19 protein-coding genes and 1 pseudogene are annotated in these 18,418 nt (G+C 64.1%); 4 read left to right on the forward strand and 16 right to left on the reverse strand.

Annotated features, from left to right (window positions below; all coding sequences use genetic code 11):
* Window positions 1–8: 8 nt before the first annotated feature.
* The 3 genes from mobF to KZ820_RS17790 are packed head-to-tail and all read right to left on the reverse strand — an operon-like array spanning window position 9 to window position 5,893.
* Window positions 9–3,269, reverse strand: coding sequence for a MobF family relaxase (mobF, locus tag KZ820_RS17780; protein WP_219750180.1), 3,261 nt, complete (start codon window positions 3,267–3,269; stop codon window positions 9–11).
* A 1-nt stretch (window position 3,270) separates the two neighbouring features.
* Window positions 3,271–5,613 carry a type IV secretion system DNA-binding domain-containing protein gene (locus tag KZ820_RS17785; RefSeq protein WP_219750182.1) on the reverse strand — a complete coding sequence of 781 codons (2,343 nt, stop codon included), beginning with the start codon at window positions 5,611–5,613 and terminating at the stop codon, window positions 3,271–3,273.
* Entirely contained in the window at window positions 5,600–5,893 is a 294-nt protein-coding gene (locus KZ820_RS17790) for a ribbon-helix-helix domain-containing protein (protein WP_219750184.1), read from the reverse strand. The genes KZ820_RS17785 and KZ820_RS17790 overlap by 14 nt, the downstream gene beginning before the upstream one ends.
* A 539-nt stretch (window positions 5,894–6,432) precedes the next feature.
* Between KZ820_RS17790 and KZ820_RS17795 the strand changes: the two genes are divergently transcribed.
* Entirely contained in the window at window positions 6,433–6,657 is a 225-nt protein-coding gene (locus KZ820_RS17795; protein WP_219750186.1) for a hypothetical protein, read from the forward strand.
* Window positions 6,658–6,835: 178 nt separating this feature from the next.
* On the opposite strand, the gene KZ820_RS17800 is transcribed toward KZ820_RS17795, so the two are convergent.
* The 5 genes from KZ820_RS17800 to KZ820_RS17820 form a co-directional block, all read right to left on the reverse strand.
* A complete protein-coding gene (locus KZ820_RS17800) occupies window positions 6,836–7,417 on the reverse strand; it encodes a hypothetical protein (RefSeq protein WP_219750188.1) in 582 nt (193 codons plus the stop codon).
* A gap of 323 nt (window positions 7,418–7,740) precedes the next feature.
* Window positions 7,741–8,040, reverse strand: a complete 300-nt coding sequence (locus tag KZ820_RS17805) for a hypothetical protein (protein ID WP_219750190.1) — start codon at window positions 8,038–8,040, stop codon at window positions 7,741–7,743.
* Between the two features lie 748 nt (window positions 8,041–8,788).
* The gene (locus tag KZ820_RS17810; protein WP_219750193.1) at window positions 8,789–9,898 is read right to left on the reverse strand and encodes a DUF2493 domain-containing protein; all 1,110 of its coding nucleotides are present in this window, start codon (window positions 9,896–9,898) and stop codon (window positions 8,789–8,791) included.
* 81 nt (window positions 9,899–9,979) lie between these two features.
* Window positions 9,980–10,441: a DUF736 domain-containing protein gene (locus KZ820_RS17815; protein WP_183945666.1), complete on the reverse strand. Its 462-nt coding sequence runs from the start codon at window positions 10,439–10,441 to the stop codon at window positions 9,980–9,982.
* Between the two features lie 1,499 nt (window positions 10,442–11,940).
* A complete protein-coding gene (locus KZ820_RS17820; protein ID WP_219750195.1) occupies window positions 11,941–12,264 on the reverse strand; it encodes a hypothetical protein in 324 nt (107 codons plus the stop codon).
* A gap of 106 nt (window positions 12,265–12,370) precedes the next feature.
* Here KZ820_RS17820 and KZ820_RS17825 point away from each other — a divergent pair, with 106 nt between their 5' ends.
* Window positions 12,371–12,757: a BLUF domain-containing protein gene (locus KZ820_RS17825; RefSeq protein WP_219750197.1), complete on the forward strand. Its 387-nt coding sequence runs from the start codon at window positions 12,371–12,373 to the stop codon at window positions 12,755–12,757.
* A gap of 38 nt (window positions 12,758–12,795) precedes the next feature.
* On the opposite strand, the gene KZ820_RS17830 is transcribed toward KZ820_RS17825, so the two are convergent.
* The 5 genes from KZ820_RS17830 to KZ820_RS17850 all read right to left on the reverse strand — a co-directional run bounded on the left by KZ820_RS17830 (window position 12,796) and on the right by KZ820_RS17850 (window position 15,235).
* Window positions 12,796–13,071, reverse strand: coding sequence for a hypothetical protein (locus KZ820_RS17830; RefSeq protein ID WP_219750199.1), 276 nt, complete (start codon window positions 13,069–13,071; stop codon window positions 12,796–12,798).
* A 3-nt stretch (window positions 13,072–13,074) separates the two neighbouring features.
* Window positions 13,075–13,308 (reverse strand): hypothetical protein, encoded by a 234-nt coding sequence (locus tag KZ820_RS17835; RefSeq protein ID WP_219750201.1) that lies wholly within the window; start codon window positions 13,306–13,308, stop codon window positions 13,075–13,077.
* A 72-nt stretch (window positions 13,309–13,380) separates the two neighbouring features.
* A complete protein-coding gene (locus KZ820_RS17840; RefSeq protein ID WP_258048309.1) occupies window positions 13,381–13,791 on the reverse strand; it encodes a response regulator in 411 nt (136 codons plus the stop codon).
* Window positions 13,792–13,880: 89 nt separating this feature from the next.
* A complete protein-coding gene (locus KZ820_RS17845; RefSeq protein WP_219750203.1) occupies window positions 13,881–14,240 on the reverse strand; it encodes a hypothetical protein in 360 nt (119 codons plus the stop codon).
* Between the two features lie 8 nt (window positions 14,241–14,248).
* Window positions 14,249–15,235: a S41 family peptidase gene (locus KZ820_RS17850; protein ID WP_219750205.1), complete on the reverse strand. Its 987-nt coding sequence runs from the start codon at window positions 15,233–15,235 to the stop codon at window positions 14,249–14,251.
* Between the two features lie 209 nt (window positions 15,236–15,444).
* Between KZ820_RS17850 and KZ820_RS17855 the strand changes: the two genes are divergently transcribed.
* On the forward strand, window positions 15,445–15,891 hold the full coding sequence (locus KZ820_RS17855) for a hypothetical protein (protein ID WP_219750207.1): 447 nt from the start codon (window positions 15,445–15,447) through the stop codon (window positions 15,889–15,891).
* A 10-nt stretch (window positions 15,892–15,901) separates the two neighbouring features.
* Here the strand turns inward: KZ820_RS17855 and KZ820_RS17860 are convergent, their stop codons facing one another.
* Window positions 15,902–16,090 carry a hypothetical protein gene (locus tag KZ820_RS17860; protein WP_183945651.1) on the reverse strand — a complete coding sequence of 63 codons (189 nt, stop codon included), beginning with the start codon at window positions 16,088–16,090 and terminating at the stop codon, window positions 15,902–15,904.
* Between the two features lie 199 nt (window positions 16,091–16,289).
* The gene (locus KZ820_RS17865) at window positions 16,290–16,574 is read right to left on the reverse strand and encodes a hypothetical protein (RefSeq protein ID WP_219750209.1); all 285 of its coding nucleotides are present in this window, start codon (window positions 16,572–16,574) and stop codon (window positions 16,290–16,292) included.
* 160 nt (window positions 16,575–16,734) lie between these two features.
* Between KZ820_RS17865 and KZ820_RS17870 the strand changes: the two genes are divergently transcribed.
* The gene (locus tag KZ820_RS17870; RefSeq protein WP_219750211.1) at window positions 16,735–18,165 is read left to right on the forward strand and encodes an ISNCY family transposase; all 1,431 of its coding nucleotides are present in this window, start codon (window positions 16,735–16,737) and stop codon (window positions 18,163–18,165) included.
* Window positions 18,166–18,229: 64 nt separating this feature from the next.
* Here the strand turns inward: KZ820_RS17870 and KZ820_RS17875 are convergent.
* Window positions 18,230–18,418, reverse strand: a pseudogene (locus KZ820_RS17875) (hypothetical protein); the annotation flags it as partial.

Below are 18,418 nucleotides of genomic sequence, written 5' to 3' on the forward strand. Positions count from 1 at the left end.
GTCGGTCCTCACATGTCCAGGCCAAGGTGCTTCTGCGGCAATCCGGGTATCTGGTCGGCAATTGCGGGCATCGCAGGCAGGGCGCTCAGGTCGTCCATGTTGAGCGGCCGCAACCCGAGCTCGTCATCTTTGCGCAATTCGGCGGGCTTCTCGTGATCCTCGCCGATCTTACGATCGGTAGAGGATGTGTCGGCGTCGAATTGCTTCGGATAGGAGTAATCCGTCTCCGACTTGCCCATGTCGGGCAGGTCGGTGAGATCGAGGCTGGTAACGTCGATGAGCGTCTTGCCGACCTCATCATGGTCGAGTGACGCGGCCGCGGCACTCAGGGCATCGTCTGCCGCCTGGTTCCGCGAAGAGGTGCCGTCGATGTCGAGGCGACCCAGGCTCTCCAAGGCCGCAGTCTTGTCACCGCGGTTGCGATCCAGCTGGCGCTCGAGCTTATCCTGATTGTCGACCACCATGGTCAGGTCGAGGCGGATGCGTGTGACGCCGACGTTGAAGAGGCGCTGATTGGAGAGGTTGCGCTCGTAACTGAGCATCACCGTGATGGCTTTGTTGGTCGTCACGCCCTGCGCCATGTGCATGTTGAGCGAGTAGGCGAGGTCCATCCGCTGCATCATCGGATCGCCTTTCTCGAGCGTCAGCTTCTCCTTGTTCGCCAGCTCGACGGTGACCTTGCCGCCCTCGATGCCGGTGATCGTCGCGAGCGAGGCATTGTCGATGCCGCGCTCCTTGTCGTTGTCGGTCCAGCGGATGCGGTCGCCTTCGTGGATCTTGATCGTCTCGAGCGTGGCGAGCGACATGCGGTCCCGACCGATCATGGGGTCGATCTTCTGCGGATCGAACCTGATCCGTTGGCCGTCTTTGAGAAGCTCGACCTTTCCGTTGGCAAAGACGCGCGTCACCTCGCCCGAGCCACGTTTGAGGTCGAGCTCGGCAACATAGCCCTTCACCTCGAGCCGCTGGCCCTTCTCATAGGACTGCGCATATCGGAGGTCCTCCTTCGGCAGGTTGACGTTCTGAATGACGGTGACGAACAGCCCGTCGCCCTTCAGCGTACCCTCATCCAGCAAGCCCTTCTGCACCGCCTTGTTGATGGCCGCTCGGGTGGCGCGGCCGGAAGCGAAGATGGCGGTTTCCGCCCGCTCCGCGGGTGTCAGCTCCAGCCACAGCTCCGACGCCTTGGCGGCCGGATCCTCGTGCTCAACCACCTTATCGCCGAGCACCTTCATCGCCCGGCCAGATCGGCCGACGTTGGCGAGGGCGGCCACGGTCTTCAGCTGGTCGGTCTGCTGACGCAGGTTCTCATCCATGCGCGCCATGCCGATCCTGGCCGCCTGCATCATTGCGAACGCCTTGCCGGCGTTGATGGGGAGGAGCTGCTGGCGGTCGCCGATGAGCGCGATCTTCTCGATGCCGAGCGCTTCCGCGATCGTCAGCACCTTCAGCATCTGATCGTTCGACACCATCGACGTCTCGTCGACGACGATAACCGTGTCCTTCAGCTCGTCGCGCCGAGCCTGCGCTGCGGGCGTGTTCGGGTTGGTGGCGTGCTTCTCGTTGTGCCAGATGAAGTGAGCGATCGTCTCAGCGCTGACGCCGACCGCCTCCATCTGATCGACCGACATCTCGCGCGTGGGAATGGCGTCGGGCCGCGCCATGCCCTGCTTCATGTCGGTGACCATCTTGTTCTGAAAGGCGAGGCCGAGCACCGACTTGCCCTCGGCCTCCACGACGCGCGCGACCGCCTGCAGCATGGTCGACTTGCCGGCACCGGCGATGCCCTGGACGGCGATGACACGATCCGTGGTGGAGACGATCAGCGTGGCGGCTGCGAGCTGTCCCTCGTTAAGCGGGTGAGGGGAGGCGGCCTGCAGGCGGTCTGGAGCCTCTGAGGGCGCCACCAGCGCCTTTCCGCTGTCCTTGCCTGCCTCGACCCGCTCAAGGATCTTCTCCTCGGTCCTGAGCGCCTCCGGCGTCGTCACGGCTTCCACCATCCGTCCTTCGTGGCGGATCTCTCCCGGAAGCAGCTTGCCCTTCTCGATCAGCTGCTCGATACGGGCCTCGACCTGTTCGATCGTGACTCCGGATATGTTGTAGTTGAGCGCCTTCTTGGCGATCTGGTTCTTCTCGATGGCAGCCTCGTTCTCGCTGAGGCTGCGGATTGCTGAGGCGACAGCAATCTGCGCGCCCGCCTGACCGGGGGTCTGCGACAGGCGAACGATGCCGCGATCAATCAAAGGATCCGGCGAGCGCAGCATCCCGGACACGGTGTCGCGCGCGACCTTCACGGCGTCGGCGATGGCGTGGTAGCTGCGCGCGATCGGCCCGGCGCCTTCACGCTGCTCCATTTTGGCAGCGAGCCGCGTCGCGTTGTCGAGCAGCTCCTTTCCGTCGAAACCCTTCTCTGCGGCCTCCTTCATCCACTCGAGCACCAGGCCATCGCGATCCTCGATGCTGAGCTTCGGATCTCGGGTGGTGACGGTGACGCCGTCGCGCCCTTTGGGTGAGACGATGCCGAGCTCGGCCGCCTTATCGAGGATCTGTTCACGACGCTGGCTGAAGGTGTCGAGCACCTCCTTCGGCACGCCGACGATCTCGAACGTACCGTTCTTGCCGCTGGCGACCAGCTGGTAGCCGAGCTTCTCCAGCTCGTTGCGCAGGTAGGCGTGATAGATCGCACCGATGAGGGTGTTGTTGGCCCAGATCTTGTCGGCGTGCAGCGCGTGCCACTCGCCGTCCGGTCCCATCGTCATGTTGGCGGTGATCGCGTGGATGTGGGCCTGCGGGTCGAGCGCGCGGCTCGTGTCATGCTGGAAGAGCGCATAGACCAGGTTGCCGGTCTTCACCGTCTCGGTCTTGCCGTCCTTGGTGATGCGGGTCTCGGCGAGGTTCTTCTCGACCCAGCGCATCGTCTGCTGAACCGCCTTGGTGTGCGCGCCGTCGGGACCAAGGATGCGCTTGTCGCCAGCGATATAGGCCATGATCGACACCGACTTCGGCGCCGAGAAGGTGAGGTCGTAGCCTGTGCGGCGACCGGCGCGCTGGTCGACCTTCTCGCCCGACGGCAGCTCGCCGTGCAGGACCTTGCTGAACGCCTCCTGCGTGACGGTACCGGTGAGGCCGGCTGCGGCCGCGCCTTCACCGCCCCACAGGCTGACCTCGCCGGCTTTCTCGTCGGTGTAATAGGCACCGGCGACATAGTCGTCCTTGGTGAAGTATTTCGCCGCGCCGGAGGCCGACTTCACGCTTGCGATCGAGTGCATGTCAGTCGCCCATGCCCAGGCCGTCGTCGATCTCATCGGGGAAGGCGTCGCGTGCCTCCCGGATCGACAGATCCTCGGAGCGCTCGTCCATCGACAGGCGGTCGCCGCGGTCACGATGTTCGGGCTGCGGCGTGACGCTCTGGCCGTTCATCGACTGCGCCCGCTCGTCGCGATCATCTTCGCTGGAACGCTCGCTCGAAGATGCGGCACGGGTGTCACTGCTACCCCGCGCTGTGGCATCGAGCGACAGGCCGTCGTTGGACCGGTCCAGCTCGCCCTCGGTCGGCTGTGAGAGGATGCTGGCGGCGAGGTTGTTCGCCTCGTTCGCGGGCGTCACCTCGTCCTCCGTCAGCGCCAGCGACTCCCCACGCCCGCCGTCGTCGTCACCACCTTTCGGCTTGCCTCCACATCCGCGCACACTCGACCCGGCGTCGTCCGGCTTGTCCGGTTTGCGGGGCACGAAGCCCTCGGCGACCTTGGGATAATGCTCCCACTCGAGCTGAATGCGCGCGGCGGGAAAACCGTCGGGAAATTTGATGAAGCCGTGCATCGACGGCAGGTTCGTGATGTCGTCGGGAATGACGAGCGGCTCGATCTGCTTGCGGGGCGTCAGGGTCGAGGCGTCTCGGGTGCTGTTGTAGCCGTAGCTATACCCCTCATCCATCTGCCGGATCTCGCGGTTCCCGATGTATCGTGCGCACTGCTCGGCAGTGTCGAGGTCGGCTGCGGCGAGGATCAGCTTGGTGCGCGCGAGTGACGACAGGTTGCGCGCGTTTTCCTCGCCGTAGACCTGAACGAGCTTGTCGAACGAGTGCAGACCGAGGATCATCGCCCCGCCGTAGTTTCGCGCGGTCTGCAGGCCGCTTTCGATCGCCGGCAGGCGGTGCAGCGCGCCCAGCTCGTCAAACATGAACCAGGTCCTGAGCGACCGGGTTTTCGCCATCGTCATGAGCGAGTGGATCGCGAGGTTGGACCACAGCGTCAGCAGCGCCCGGTTCATCTCGAGGTCGGTGTAGTTGGAGGTGATGAAGAGGATCGAGCCGGGCTTTTTCTCGCCGGTCATCCATCCCCTGATCGAGTAGCTCGGACCGGTGTCGGGGAGGAAGCGCAGCACCTGCGCGTTGGTGTTGAAAACGGCTCGGATGGACTCTGCCATCTTGGCCGCTTCCGGCGCCGTGATGGGGTCCGCGATGGTCTTGGCGAGGTGCTTGTGGACCTGCTTCAGGTCGGCCGTCATGAGGTTGTCGGCCAGCGCCTGGTTAGACATCATGTTCTTGTCGATGAGCTTCATGCACATCTCGATGAACAGGGTGCGCGCGGCGAGCGCCCAGAAGGGCTCAGCCGCCCCGCCATCCGACGGGATCAGGGCGGCGGCCGCGGCGGTAAACTCGCTGTACGTGCTGCAGTCGTTGAAGATCGACCAGGCCGGGCAGCGCGTGTCGAGCGGGTTCAGGATCGTGTCGCGCTCGGGGTCGTAGAAGGCCTCCACATAGGCCCCCGTCAGGTCGAAGACGACGGCGCTGTCCTGGCGCTCGCGCATCTGCTGGATGTGCTTGCGCAGCGCCGTGGTTTTGCCCGAGCCGGTGGTGCCGAGCAGCATCGTATGGGACTGCTCGAGGCGATGCGGGTAGGGGATGCCGGCGATGTAATAGGGGTGGTGGATGCCGCCGGCTTTCCGCGCCCCGAACGGCAGCTTCAGCACCTCCTTCGCGGTCTTACCCGGGAAGAGGGTCTGAGCCTCTTTCACGAACTCGATTTTATTGTGCTGGACGATCTCGGCGTAGAGTAGGTTGCGCTCGACCAGCATGGCACCGCGCTCGTGGCGCTCCTGGATCATCGCCTTGCCGCGGCGCTTGGAGAAGTCGACGAACCAGATGGCCAGCGGCACCGTCACGCAGGTGGCAATCATCATCGATCCGAGCACCCCTCGGACCGCCTTGTCCCACGCGCGGGCGACCTCCGGAACGTAGGGCACGTAGCCCATGATCGTGCGGTGCAGGCTGTTGTCCGGCATGCGCAAGTCGACCTGTTTCAGATTGTCGAGCGCGACCCAGTTCCAGAGGCCCGAGAGGATCCGCATGCAGATGAGCTGCACGTTGTTCTCGTCGAGGGTGATGGACAGGATGATGACGTAGGCGAGGGCGAACACGCCGAGCCACATCAGGACCGGCAGCTTGGCCCCCTGCAGCCACATCAGCACCTGGGTGTTCAGGAGCTGCGACCCGCGGGTGAAATTGCCCGAGTTGCGGGGCGTGTCGCCGCGCGAGGAATGGTGCTCCTGCGGGATCGCCAGGCGGTTGTTGCGGATGTCGCGCCGCACGCTCTTGGGGTCATCGCGCGCCATGGTATCGCTCCATGCGGCGGTCCGTCTCGAGCACCAGCGTATCGCGCAACTCCGGGTGTTCTTCCCGGATGATCGCGTCGAGCGCGACCTGCGTATATTCCGCTACCCGGAGGTGTCGCAGATCGCTCGCAGACAGGAGTTGCTGACCTGAGATGTACTGCGCAATTGCGAGGCGCAACATGTCTGAGACTGAGCGCCCTTGCTGCTCAGCAAGCTCCTCCAGCCGTGCAAACTGCTGCGGATCGAACCGAAGGGTTCGTTGTATGAAAGGGCGCTTCAATCCAACCTCCTAGCAGGGAGGCTGGTGAGCTCTTAGGCCCGGTCGTCATACGAGATCTTGGGGTGTCCTGGCAAGTCCTACGTGGGTCAAACAGGAAAAACCGATCCCGTTCGATCCCGCAGAAATGGCGCTTTTCCGCCATTTCCACAGTGGGATCGTTTGGGATCGGAAACGTAGTCGAATGGGATCGCCCTCCGACAGCCCTAAAAACCGCAGAAAACTGGGAAAAACGGCAAGCGAAGCTTGCGTAGGGTGTGCACTACTGTAGTCCCGAATCCTCCGTGTTGCTTTGACCCCCTAGGTCCTTCGATGAGGTCCCGGGCGTGGCCCGGTCCTCCGCCGGGATCTGCCCCGCCGTGAGGCGGAATGGCTGGTTATGAGGGGCGCTGCGCGCCGGGTCGCTGAGGCGATGGCGAGGCTGTTTCATGGGTCGTCTCCGAGGTTGATCGCAAGTGCTGCGAGGTGGCTTCCAGATCGTGAGCGTGACCGGTATAACGGTGTTGTTCAGAAGCCGATGAGCCTGACCGAAAGGCAAGACTATGGCGAAGTCACTGGACGCTGAAATGGCCGCGATCGAAGCCGACGAGCGGAAGATCGCCGAGCGCCGTCAGGCGCATGCGGCGAAGGTCCGCGAGGCGGCTGTCGGAACGGTCGAGAGGGCAGGGCTACTGAAGCTTCCGCTCGATCGACTTGAGGGGCTGATGAAGGCGGTGAAGACGCTGGGCGTCGACGAGGTGGAGAAGCGGCTCACGGCGACAGCCTGAGCCGGTTCGAGACCGATGGTCACGGCGATGGCCGCACGGGGCTGCTACCCTGTGCGGCCATTCTTTTTTCGCTCGGAAACGAGGCGCAGCCGGCTTGAGATTTGCAGGCAAAAAAATGGGACGCGCCAGCCGTCAGGCTGGGCGTCCCGGTGGCCGCTGTCAGTGTCGAGCGGGGCCGTCAGGCCCATGCGAGATGATACTCGCCGTCGACGGGTTTCAGCGCCGCCATGGTGGTCAGCGCTTCGACGTAGCGGGTCATGTGCGGGTCGTCGTCGAGGCGTCGCCGGATGCGCGGATCCATGAGCCGCTGGCGGACCTCCGACATGGGCACGGCACCGCAGCTTTCCTCGTCCAGACCGAGGCTGGCGAGGATCGCATAGGCGTTGCCATTGGCGACCTCCAGCTCGGGCGCAGCGTCGGGGTTCAGGCCAAGACCGAGCCTGATGTCGCCGCCCGGTTCGGACTGCCAGATGCGCGCGCGGCGGCCAAGGAATTGCGCCTCGTCGACGACGGTGATGACGGCCGGGTCCCAGTCGAAGCAGCGTGCGATCGACGCGAGCGCGAGCGGGCAGACGCGAACTTCGATCTCGAATGATCCGGACGCCGGATCGCCGTGGATCGGGACCACCATGGCGACGCCGCTGCGCACGACGTGGCGGCCGAGCAGATCGCGCAATGCGCCGAGCTGGTCGGGCATGATGACGGCAGGGGAGGGCGACAGGATGTTGTGGCCGTCGTCGACGCGGAACGTGATGGTCATCTCGACCTCCTTCGTTGAAACCGCGTCTCTCTTTCTCCCTCCTCTCCGGCGAGGATGTGCCGCCCGCTAGGCGGGGCGCGACGGCTATCTGCGGATTCGCGGGGGCTCCTTCGCTTAAGGCCGCGCCAGCAGCGCCAGGGCGGGCTCGATGCCCGCCCTGGCGCTTCCCGGCCGAGGCGTAGCGAGGGCGGCCCGGAGGGGCCGAACGATGCGAGCGAGCCGGGCCGGGGCAGGTGCCAAGTGGGCAGCAAAAAGGGCCGCCCGGTCGCCCGAGCAGCCCTTGTTTTCGAAGGCAGGTAGCGGAGCCTCGCGGCCCCGCTAAGTTACTTCACCAGCTGCACGTAGCTGGCGATGCCGACCAGTGCGGTGCCCTGCAGGATCAGGAACCATTTGAGGCCGTCGATCGAGGTCTGCATGCCCTTGAGGCCTGCTTCCAGCTTGGCCTCCATTGATCCGAACCGCGCATCCATAGTGGTGCGCATTGCTGCGATCTCGGCTTGCAGTGGCTTGATGGCGTACCCGACGTTCATGTCGATGTGTTCCTCGACAGCGGCGACTGCACGAGCAGCCACATCCTCGGCGACATTAGCCGAAATCAGGGCCTGAAACAACGTGACCTGCATGTCTGTTCCTCCTTCGTCTCTGTGACGATGCTCACGCGTCGGTCGGGGCGGCGGGGGTCAAGGACCGCGTAAGCGGCCGCTTTAGCGGCGGTGGGGGTCACGATTTTGCGTAGCAAAATGGTGGGGCCCCGCCGTCCTTGAGGCTCGCCGCCCCGACCGACAGACTGGGACGACTTGAGAGAGAGTTTTCCCCCGCGGCAGCAGCGCCGGGGCGGGCTCGATGCCCGCACCGGCGCTTCCTCGGTCGAGGCGTAGCAAGGGCAGGCCGAAGGGCCGGACCGAAGCGAGCGAGCGGGGTGGGGCCGGAGGGTTGTTCACGGCCGACCCGAAACCCCTTTCAGCGGGGTGCGGTCGCCAAGCGGCCGGGCGCGTGCTTGGGATCGCGTCGCCGAAAGGCCGGGCCGCCACCCCTCGGTCGGTCGTGAACGATCCGCCTCTACTGCCGGGACGCTACTCGCGGGTTAGCCGGCGTGGTTAAGCTCGTCGGTACGCCGCACAAACCTGCGGCAGCGCCTTACCGGAAGGGGGAAGGTGATCGGGCGCGCGGCGACCAGGTGCGGCCCGCCGGGGCCGCGCCAAGGCGTCGCGCGGCCGATCACCTGGCGTGGGGGAAACCAGTAGGGTTTCCCCCACAAAGCGACACTGGCGAAAAGGGGCCAGCGCCGGGGCTCGCCCGACGCTGGCCTGAGGGTTTTCCTGCCAAGGAAAGGGGAGGGCGGCGCGAGGGGGAGCGCGCCGCCCGGGCCGGTCAACCGAACGCGGCGCGCTGGGTTGCGACGGGGGCGGGGGCCTGTCCGTCGATCCGGAAAGCGTGAGTGGGGATGCGGGCGGCTTTCAGCACCTGCAACAGGTTGGATTGAAGGCCGGAACCCTGACAGACAACCGCCTCAACCGGGTTGAGGTTGGCCAGCTGCTCGTTGCGAACGAACCCGGCGCGCTTGCCATAGCGGGCGGTGTTCGGGGTGAAGGCGATCAGGGTAACGTCGCGGCTCGCGGCCCATGACGCGGCGATGGCGTCGGCGCCTTTGCGCTGCGCGGTGGTGCAAAGCGTCATGTGGGGCACGCGCGCCTTGATCTGGTCGAGTTTCGCCCAAAGCTGTTGCCAGTCGTGCCACTCCTGACCGCCCGAGAAGACGACAAGCGGGCCGGTGGGATTGCGCTTCTCGCGGTGGTCGGTCGCGCGCGCTTTCAGGAAGTCGATTGCGGCGATCTGGCTTGCCGTTCCGCCGCTCGATACCTTCGAGCCGCGCGCCGGGGACCAAGGGTGGCCGGTCTGCGCGCGGTAGCAGTCGGCGGCATAGTCGCGCATGCATTCGATGGCGGCGCGCTGCTCGGTCTTGGTCTGGGCGCGAAGCTGCAATTCCTCCATCTCCACCGCAAAGATCTCGGAAGGGTCCATGCGGCGCGTCATGTCGGAAAGCTCGGCGCAAAGCCGGTCCTCCTCGCGCTCGAGCTTCTGCGCCTCGTAGTGGAAGGAATTGACGAAGCCCCACGCGATGGACTGCGCGCTCGCCTCTAGGCGGGTGTCGCGGAACAGGTCGAACAAGGTTGCCATGATCGCCGCGCAATCGTGCTGCGCCTCGATCGGCTCGGGCATGTCCAATTCCTGCCGCTCGCCGCCCAACTCCACCATGGACAGCGCGCCGACGTCGCCGAACGCGTCCTGAAAGTTGGTGGTGGCGGTCGCCTCGGCGTGGCTCTCGGCGGCATCGTCGGCCGTGTCGGTCGCGCGCTGGTCGTGCTCGGCGCTGTCGTCCTGCGCGCTGCAATCGGGCGTGTCGTTGCGGGCGGCGGGGTTCAGGGCTTCGCCCATCGCGGCGAAGCTGGTAAAGCGGCGGGAGGTCGGGCCGTTCGTCATGGCTGCAAATCCTTTGGCAGGGTGGTTTCGGCTAGGGCTGGGGGAGGGTTGCACCCCTCTCCCCGCCCGTCTCGGTGGTGGTTACATCTGCGGGACGTAATCCGGGTCGTTGACCTGCTCGTCGGTGATCTGACCATCGTCAGTCGCGTTGCCCGCGAAGTCGTCGGCGTTGGTGGTGCGGGCGGCGCGGCGGTTGCTGCGGCTGCCGTCCAGATTGGACTGGCGCGGCTCGGGGCGGTTCCACACGACGCGGTAACCTTCCTCCATGTTGCCAAAGAGCATGATCTGCAGCGGCTCGCTCAGGCTGGGGTCGTCGAGCTTGCCCTGAAAGAAGACCTCGCCGGTGCTGTTGCTCTTGAGCTCCCACAGCGCGCCGATCTGCACCCAGCGCTTGGCGACGTTCAGCACCATGATCTCGAAGGCGGGCGCGCGCTCGTTGGTGCTGTTGGTCGCGCGCAGGCCGAGGCGCGGCAGGTCGATGGTGGCGGTAGCGATCGAGCCGAGAAGCTGACCCTTGACGACGGCGAACTGACCGATGTTCATAGCACTTACTCCATCTAGGCGGGGGCCTGTCCCCCTGTTGTCTGGGCTTGGGGCCTTTCCCCTCCCGACATCTTTCTTTTACCCTCTCCCTTCCAGGCATTGAAGCGCATTGATTTCTTGACGCCTTAGTCATCGTACTTGGTGAGTCCGAGCACAAATAGCTCCCGACTAGGGAGCGTAACTAATCAAATCAAATACGCATTGATCGCGGTAGCGAGCAATTCAGATGAATAGGAACGATGTTTGGGGGGCGTAGCCCCGGCCTGTGATCTCATCGCACCCGGAGCCGTCCTCGCAGGGGCTCAAGAGGCAGGCACGGCCGGCGGGGTCAACACGAATCACGGAGTGTCTGCCGCTTTAGCGGTAGAAACCGTTATTCTTGTTGAGGCGTCTTCAAACAAATAAAAGCATTGCCAGCTCTGCTGGCAATTCTCCTTTGACGCCGACCCCGTCGGACGGGTCTGGCACGCAGAGACACTGAGAGACGGCGAAGGGTGCGATGAGATCATTGGCCCAACAAACAATCATCATGCGCGCAAGCGCATGATTCCCCAGCCGCAGGCTGCCGGCGGTGCCCGCCGAGCTGGATAGGCCGCGTGAGGAGAGGGCAGGGGGCAGCGCCGCGCATCCGCGTCAGACGCCTCAGGAGCGCCGTGGAGGCGTCTCGGGACCCGGACAAGGGATCGTGACCGCTTGCGGCGGAGACCCGCTTCAGCGGGGCTCCGGTCGGCTTTAGCCGACTAGAGCCCGGCCCCGCCCATCGGGCGGGGTGGCCCTGCAACTCAGATGGCGAGCTGAAGCGTGAAGCCGTTGGAGCTAAGCTCCTAAGAGACCCACTTCATCTGGGGTTTGCCGTCGAGGCGCCAGCCCTGCGACGTCCGAACATAGCGCGACACGAGACCTCCTCCGCACAAGCCCGAGCAAGTGTAGCTCCATTCGACAGTTGCGGACTTCCCATCGGCAGAAACCTTGGGAACGCCGAAGCTGTAGATGAACGTAGGTGGAATGGGCTTGCCGGGTACAGAAGCGTGAACATTGGCGCGTGACCACGCCGCGTTATCCGCGGCTGAATACCCCGCAGGAAGCATCTCGCGAAGCTCAGGACAGGACGTCAACAGGCCCGGATGGGTCGGGTCAACGTCAACATAGTAGGAGGTGTCACCCGATTTTGAGTGAGGAATCGCGAGGTCTCGAAGCGCAACGCGGCCGACTTCGCAAACCACTGCCGGCGTGAGTGCGTCAGCGGTAGAGACACCGGCGAAAAAAATGACAATCAAAGCTAACATAGCGTCCTCTCAGTCCGACAAGACCCGTTATTTGCTCTTCGCAGGCGTCGAAAGGCACCAGGAGCCAGATTGAGTCCGATGTGTAGGAATGAAAAGCCGATCATCTGCTCGTACGGCTACGGTTACGCAGGAGGATTTTCATCGAGTGGACGTATGTAGCGCCGGCGATCAGCACGGCGGCTACCGCAGGGACAGTCAGGATTACGGCTGTTTTCATGATGCCTCACCTGACAGGTTTTGCCGCGGCGCCGGCCGGCGCAGGTGCTGGAAGGCCTGCACGTCGGGGAAGAGCAGGCGAGGGAGGTCGAGGAGCCAACCCGACGTGGTCCAGCATCCGATCGCCGCCAGTAGCCAGACGCCGATGTAGGATTGGCCGGCGACGTCGTCGGCCAGGCTGCCGTAGGACCTCATGAGCCAGACGAGCAGGGCAGCAAATAGGAACGTGCGCTTCCAGGTGTAGCGATCAGTGATGCCTCGCAGGCGGCGCTCGAGGTCGATCACCGGATCTCGGCCGGGATGTCTGCGGTGCTGATCCATGCTGCCGTTCTCCCTGCGATCATCGATAGCGCAGGCTGCAGAGCGGGGAAACTCGACTGCCGTCAATCTTGCTCCAAATCAGCCGCGAAGCTCCTAAATAGGGCGCATGGCCTCGAACGACACCGGCGCGTTGCGCCGCCTCATCTACACCAGCCGCGCGAACGATCACGACCTGGTGGACATCCTGCGGGTGAGCCGCGCGAACAACGGCATCGACGGGATCAGCGGCCTGTTGCTGGCGAAGCAAGGCATGTTCGCGCAGGTGCTCGAAGGCCCGCCCGAGAGCGTAGCGACCACTTTCGAGCGCATTCGACATGACAACCGGCACTCGCAGGTCGAGGTGCTGAGCGACACGGCGGAAGCGGAGCGGGCGTTCGGCGACTGGGCCATGGCGGGTCTACCCGGCGAGGACGATGTATCGGTGCGCGAGCGCTTGGCGGTGCTGACGAATGGGGCGCCGGCGACGATCAAGATGGTCTTCCAGGGTTCCTGACGTGACGTAAGGATGCCGAAGACGCGGTGCGCAGCGATTTAGCGAACGCCCGGTGGATGGGGCGCTGCGATCCAGGCGTCGATGTCGCGGCCAGCCTCCTCCCGCAACTCGCGCATGTCGTTGCGGGTGAGCCGGCCGTCGGCCCACGCGGCGCTATAAGCAGCGGCTCCCTTCGGGCCGGCTTGCGCCAGCACCTGCGCGGCACGCTGCTCGCTCAAGGAGACCGTCGCCAGGTTGAAGAAGCACCACATAGCGGCAGCGGCGCAAAGACAGGCGAGGCCCGTCCCGATGCCGACGAATGCCTCTCGCCGCATGGGTCAGCTGCTCCGCAACACGCCGAGGCGCGCCCGTAGATAGCCGAGGCCGAAGACGTAGATCGGGACGACGATAATGGCGGACGCTCCCCATACCCACGGGTCGACGTCTGCGTAGACGAGCAGGGCGACGACCGCGAACCAGTAGGCCGTGTCGACGAGGTTCATGACGGACTTGAGGTGATCCCGGCGGCTGGTCTCGGGGATAGCGAGACGTGCTCTGTCAGGCTCGGCCATGATCGTCGCTCCCGTTGAGTTCAAAACGAACATACCGCACTCGGCATCGAAGCCAACCGGGGTTGCCTCCGATCAGACAGCGTTCCGTAGCGGCTCCGGCTTCTTGCCGTCCGGCAGTATGGCGCGAAGGTGCTGGTGGACCATGGGCGTGGAGAAAGGCTTGCTCAGGAAGGTCGCCTTGTCGGGCAGATCGCCGTCCTCCGGCTTCACGCGGCCGCTCGCGATCACGATCTCGATCCACGGGTAGAGCTCGGCGACGTGTCGCGCCAAGGCAAAGCCATCGGTGTCACCCGGCATGTCGACGTCGGAGAAGAGCAGGGTGATAGTATGGGCGTATTCGGGCAGCATCAGGATCGCGGCGTCACCGTCGTTCGCTTCGTGTGTCCGGAACCCCGCGTCTTCCAGGATGCCAGAGGCATCCATGAGGATGATCGGATCGTCGTCGACAACGAGCGCGTAAGGGGTAGTGGAAGGGACCATCATCCTTGAACCCCCTGATCGCTCCCAAGGGCCCGTTATCGCGCGATTATAAGTCGTACCCTTGTCCCGGTGTGAGGCGCCTCGCCGCGAGCCTATCGGCCGAAGCCGTCGCGGCCGTTGAACCAGGCTTGCGATCGACGCCGGTTCCGCGTGGCTAACACCGCGAAGGCGATCGACCAACCGAGCAGAACCGCGAGGAGGCCGCTAGCGGGCGCCTGCGCTAGCAGCAGCACAATCATCGAGATCGAGGCCGCGGCGCCGAGGATGAGCAGCTGACTGCCGTTCGCCGGCTGCGGCAGCCCGCTACGGTCGACGCGCCAGTCGTGGGGCTGCGAGGCATGTCGGAAAGCGACGACGGCGTTCCAGACGGCAATCGCCAGTGCGATCAGCGTGCCGGCGGTCAAGAGAATGGTGATAGCGTTTACCTCGAAGCCGGTGGTGGAGAATGTCACCGCTGATATCACTTAGAGTTTTCACCGGTAGTCGCTTTTGTGCACTGGCTTGATAGCCAATTATTTACAACCGACTCTAAATCGGAGCCATCAACCTGCTCATCGGGCACGATTGGTCCAACGTATTCCTTCCCAAACCGATCTTGCACCGCCGTCTCCGTGAGTGCGAGGGCAGCGCCATCGGATAGACGATAGACCTTATTCGCCGATGTGAAGCCGGCTGAAGGGCTTCCGAAAATGCGGGTATTCGCGCGGCCGATGAAGGCAATCGCCGCCATCTCGCCTGAACTAGCTGTCTGCGACCCTATCAGGACCGCCAGCGGAGCTGACGCATGCCGAAGCGAAAACGTGGGTGACGTTGCTCCAGTTGAAACAGCCGAGTAGACGATGTTTCCCGCGCGACGGGTCCATTCTTGCTTGGTTCGATCCGGAAGTACGAAATAGCCAAACGGCGGTCCGCCGAGTAGCGGGTCCAACCCTTGCAGCATAGGCCACATATTTCCGCCGTTATTTCCTCTGAGATCTACGATAAAGCCGCAGAGGTTATGCTTGTCCATATCGAGGAGAGCGGTGCGGAGAGTTGAGGAGTATCGAAGCCCCAACGCTGGCCCATCAGATCCTAATGTGTTGAGTCCGGGAAGGTATAGATAGCCAAACTTATTTTCCACCAGCCTTGACATCGGTAACGTCGCGGTCGGCATCGGCCCCGCGGTCGCCTCGCTTTGCCTGTTGGGCTTTTCTCCCGATGAAGACTCGGGCTCAGCTAAGAACGAGTGAGGCTCGTTCAGGCTAGCTAGGAGAAATCTGATCGCCCTGTACGTATCGGACGGCTGCTTGGCTGCGGCTAGCAGAGCTCGTGCGCGTGGCTCGATCATCGCCCAGTCGGCCTTACTGCTTTTTCGATGGTGTTGCTTGATCAACCCAAGCGCTTGCTTGTAATACGCAAGCGCGACACCATTCGGCGGGACGGGCCTGCCCGTCGGAGCGATCAGCATCGCAGCTGCAGTAAGGCACGTCACTGACCTTAGCATTGACCGATCCTCCGCGCCTTTGAAGCTGCTAGGCACCAGCAGTTTTTTGAAAACTGACGCACTCTCCAGCGCCTGCTTTAGCGCCGTAGCTGGGCAGAAAAAGACTTGCGCACCCCGTTCACGTTATGTTCAATGCGCGCCACAGGAGGACGGCCATGAAGTTGAAGGACGCGATGCGCGGCTATGATTACGATCTGCCGCTGAAGGATGCGCTGAACGATCGCGAGCTGTCGGTCGATCGTCGGGTCATGGCTGGCGCGACGGTCGGGATCGGCCTGGACGTGGCGTACCTGTCGGTGTGCCAGCTCGAGGAGGCGTTCGCCGCGCTGGCCACGGATCTCAGCAACGGCGTCGAGCAGGGTCGCGGATACGAGGACCTGGCGGACATCCTCAAGGATCAGAGCCCGTATCAGATGCGGATCTGGCACCTGCTGGACACAACGCCGCTCGAGCTCGCGCTCGAGGACCTCGCGTGGCTCAAGAGCCTGACCTACCGGCGCGCGCGCATGGCACGCGTCGTCAGCGAGGAGAAGCTGGCGATCCGGTACGTCACCGACGAGGCACTATGCGAGGGCGTGACCGCGGCGCAGCTGATGGCTCGGGTCTCCGCGGCTGACTGATTGTGGGTCGTCAGGCGACCTGGGCGAGCATCGTCTCAGGCGCCTGCGGCCGGCGACGCGAGACGCGGAACGGCTGGACCGGGTTGCCGGTGCGCACCACGAACTGATCGACGCCTGTCGCCTCGCGCAGCTGCACAGCCACGGCATAGGCATTGTCGAACGAGGCAAGCGTACGCGCTGCGGGTGCGATGATGCTCATGGCGTAATCCTTGGTGGTGCGACGATGGGACGCGGGCGTGCGCCGGCGTTCATGGATTGTTGAGCCGGATCGGTATAGCAAAGGGAGCGGACCGGATTCGACGCGCCTGCGTTCTTCCAGTCCATCCACCGTTTCGACGGAGGATCCTTTGGATGACGGGGTCGGGGCCGCTGCTATCGGCTTCGGCCCTGTTTTCGTTTCAGCGCTTATTGTCGTAGAGGTCGGTCCTCGGCGGGAGCTTGCGCGCCAAGGTCGCTGATACACCCAGCAGTACCAGGGCGATGACCTGAGCCACGCCGGCTTGCATCTCGTCATCCAGCAGCAATGACGCGAGCGCAAAGGCAAACGAGCCGAGCGCGGGCACGACACCGAAAATAAGGTGATGGAGCGTGCGCGCCCGAATGAACGTCAGACCGAGTGCCGCGACCAGGTTGATTGATGTCACAAGCATCGTCATGCTATAGAGCGCTGTCTCGAAGGTCATAAGACACGTCCTCTATTTAACATAAGCATTATTATCGATCCGGCGTAGTGTAAGCGCTAAGTACAAATGACACCACTCCGCTAGATAGAAACGGCACTGCCGGTGCTGTCAGCGCGTCGCCGGTGTCATAGCCGTTCTCGGCAACGAGGACGCGCATGGTATGACGGTGCTGGCAATGAGTGCTGCTGAGATCACCCGCTTCGACACGCTGATGCGGCTCGACCGCGGCGAGATCCGGATCGTGGACGCGATGGAGCTGCTGGGCCTCCAACGGCGGCAAATCTACCGGCTGCTCTACCGCCTTCGACAGGAAGGCGCTGCGGGCCTCGTGTCGCGCAAGCGCGGGCGGCCAAGCAACCGGCGCTACAGTGATGCCTTCCGCGCCCAGGTGGTCGCGCTGGTGCGAGAAAACTATGCCGACTTCGGGCCGACGCTCGCGCGCGAGTACCTTGCCGAGCGCCATGGCCTTGGCCTGTCGTGCGAGACGCTGCGGCAGATCATGATGGAAGCCGGCCTTTGGAAGGACCGTGCCGCCAGGCGCCCTCGCCCGTATCAGCCCCGCTACCGGCGCGACTGTCGCGGCGAACTGGTCCAGGTCGACGGCTCGAGACACTGGTGGTTCGAGGACCGCGGCCCGCAATGCACGCTGCTGGTGTTCATCGACGACGCCACGAGCGAGCTGATGCACCTCGAGATGGTCGAGAGCGAAAGCACCTTCTCCTACATGCGCGCGACGCGGACGTACCTCGAGCGGCACGGCAAGCCGGTCGCCTTCTACACGGACAAGCACAGTGCGTTCCGCAACAACACGGCCTCGGCGAATGGCGACGGGATGACCCATCTCGGACGCGCGCTCGACCGGCTGAACATCGACCTGATCTGCGCGAACTCACCGCAGGCGAAGGGGCGTGTAGAGCGGGCCAACGCGACGCTGCAGGACCGGCTCGTAAAGGCCATGCGGCTTCATCGCATCAACACCATCGACCAAGCCAGCGCCTTCCTCCCCTCCTATATGGCGCAGCACAATCGACGGTTCGCCAAGGCGCCCTTCGATCCGCGCGATCTGCATCGGCCGCTCGCCATCCACGAGAACCTCGAAGCCGAGATGGTCTGGCGCGAGCAGCGCACCGTCACCGGCGCCCTCACCCTGCACTACAACAAGGCGATGTTCATCCTGGAGCCGACCCCGGTCGCACAGGGGCTTGCGCGCAAGAAGGTCGACGTGTGCGAGTACCCGGACGGAAGGCTTGAGATCCAGCACGAGGGTGAGGCCCTGCCCTATCGGATCTTCGACAAGATGCGCCGGGTGAACCAGGCGCCGGTAGTCGACAACAAGCACCTCGACGCTGCCTTGGCGCTCGCCCACGCCATTCAGCAGGTGCAGCCGCACCACGCGAGGCGCAACAACAAGGAACCGGCGCGTACCGCTCAGCCCGGCGGGGTGTTCAAGGCCCCCTCGCCCGTACTACCCGGGCCGAAGCTGGACCGCCGCAAACTCGGCAATCAGCGCCTGAAGCGAGGCCCTCGCCTCTCCAACGACGAACTCGTCGCGCGCGGCCTCGGCGAGTATGTCCGCCAGCAAACAGGATGACCCGGAGCTACGCCTGCCAGCGTCTCAAAAACGATGGTATTTCGGGATTATGGAAGTAGATCGGTTAGCCGGTTCCACCTGAGACATCAGGAGCCACTTTGGGGTCCGGGTCCTGCGCCTTGCCGATCGCGGGTGCCACCTTCTGGCTCGGCATAGCGGTGAGATAAGCAACGATCGCATCGACGTCCTTCTCGGCCACTGGCGCCTTATACACCTCACGCATCTTGGTGACGGTCGCCTTCCACTGATCCGC

The sequence above is a fragment of the Sphingomonas citri genome (genome assembly GCF_019429485.1).
Classification (GTDB): Bacteria; Pseudomonadota; Alphaproteobacteria; order Sphingomonadales; family Sphingomonadaceae; genus Sphingomonas; species Sphingomonas citri.

What these genes read in the sequence shown, in the direction of transcription:
- KZ820_RS17795 (WP_219750186.1), top strand. Translation starts at nt 6,433, where the DNA reads ATGGCGAAGTCACTGGACGCTGAAATGGCCGCGATCGAAGCCGACGAG.
- KZ820_RS17820 (WP_219750195.1), bottom strand. Translation starts at nt 12,264, where the DNA reads ATGGATCAGCACCGCAGACATCCCGGCCGAGATCCGGTGATCGACCTC.
- mobF (WP_219750180.1), bottom strand. Translation starts at nt 3,269, where the DNA reads ATGCACTCGATCGCAAGCGTGAAGTCGGCCTCCGGCGCGGCGAAATAC.
- KZ820_RS17870 (WP_219750211.1), top strand. Translation starts at nt 16,735, where the DNA reads ATGACGGTGCTGGCAATGAGTGCTGCTGAGATCACCCGCTTCGACACG.
- KZ820_RS17805 (WP_219750190.1), bottom strand. Translation starts at nt 8,040, where the DNA reads ATGCAGGTCACGTTGTTTCAGGCCCTGATTTCGGCTAATGTCGCCGAG.
- KZ820_RS17835 (WP_219750201.1), bottom strand. Translation starts at nt 13,308, where the DNA reads ATGGCCGAGCCTGACAGAGCACGTCTCGCTATCCCCGAGACCAGCCGC.
- KZ820_RS17850 (WP_219750205.1), bottom strand. Translation starts at nt 15,235, where the DNA reads ATGCTGATCGCTCCGACGGGCAGGCCCGTCCCGCCGAATGGTGTCGCG.
- KZ820_RS17800 (WP_219750188.1), bottom strand. Translation starts at nt 7,417, where the DNA reads ATGACCATCACGTTCCGCGTCGACGACGGCCACAACATCCTGTCGCCC.
- KZ820_RS17785 (WP_219750182.1), bottom strand. Translation starts at nt 5,613, where the DNA reads ATGGCGCGCGATGACCCCAAGAGCGTGCGGCGCGACATCCGCAACAAC.
- KZ820_RS17810 (WP_219750193.1), bottom strand. Translation starts at nt 9,898, where the DNA reads ATGACGAACGGCCCGACCTCCCGCCGCTTTACCAGCTTCGCCGCGATG.
- KZ820_RS17840 (WP_258048309.1), bottom strand. Translation starts at nt 13,791, where the DNA reads ATGATGGTCCCTTCCACTACCCCTTACGCGCTCGTTGTCGACGACGAT.
- KZ820_RS17830 (WP_219750199.1), bottom strand. Translation starts at nt 13,071, where the DNA reads ATGCGGCGAGAGGCATTCGTCGGCATCGGGACGGGCCTCGCCTGTCTT.
- KZ820_RS17815 (WP_183945666.1), bottom strand. Translation starts at nt 10,441, where the DNA reads ATGAACATCGGTCAGTTCGCCGTCGTCAAGGGTCAGCTTCTCGGCTCG.
- KZ820_RS17865 (WP_219750209.1), bottom strand. Translation starts at nt 16,574, where the DNA reads ATGACCTTCGAGACAGCGCTCTATAGCATGACGATGCTTGTGACATCA.
- KZ820_RS17825 (WP_219750197.1), top strand. Translation starts at nt 12,371, where the DNA reads ATGGCCTCGAACGACACCGGCGCGTTGCGCCGCCTCATCTACACCAGC.
- KZ820_RS17855 (WP_219750207.1), top strand. Translation starts at nt 15,445, where the DNA reads ATGCGCGGCTATGATTACGATCTGCCGCTGAAGGATGCGCTGAACGAT.
- KZ820_RS17860 (WP_183945651.1), bottom strand. Translation starts at nt 16,090, where the DNA reads ATGAGCATCATCGCACCCGCAGCGCGTACGCTTGCCTCGTTCGACAAT.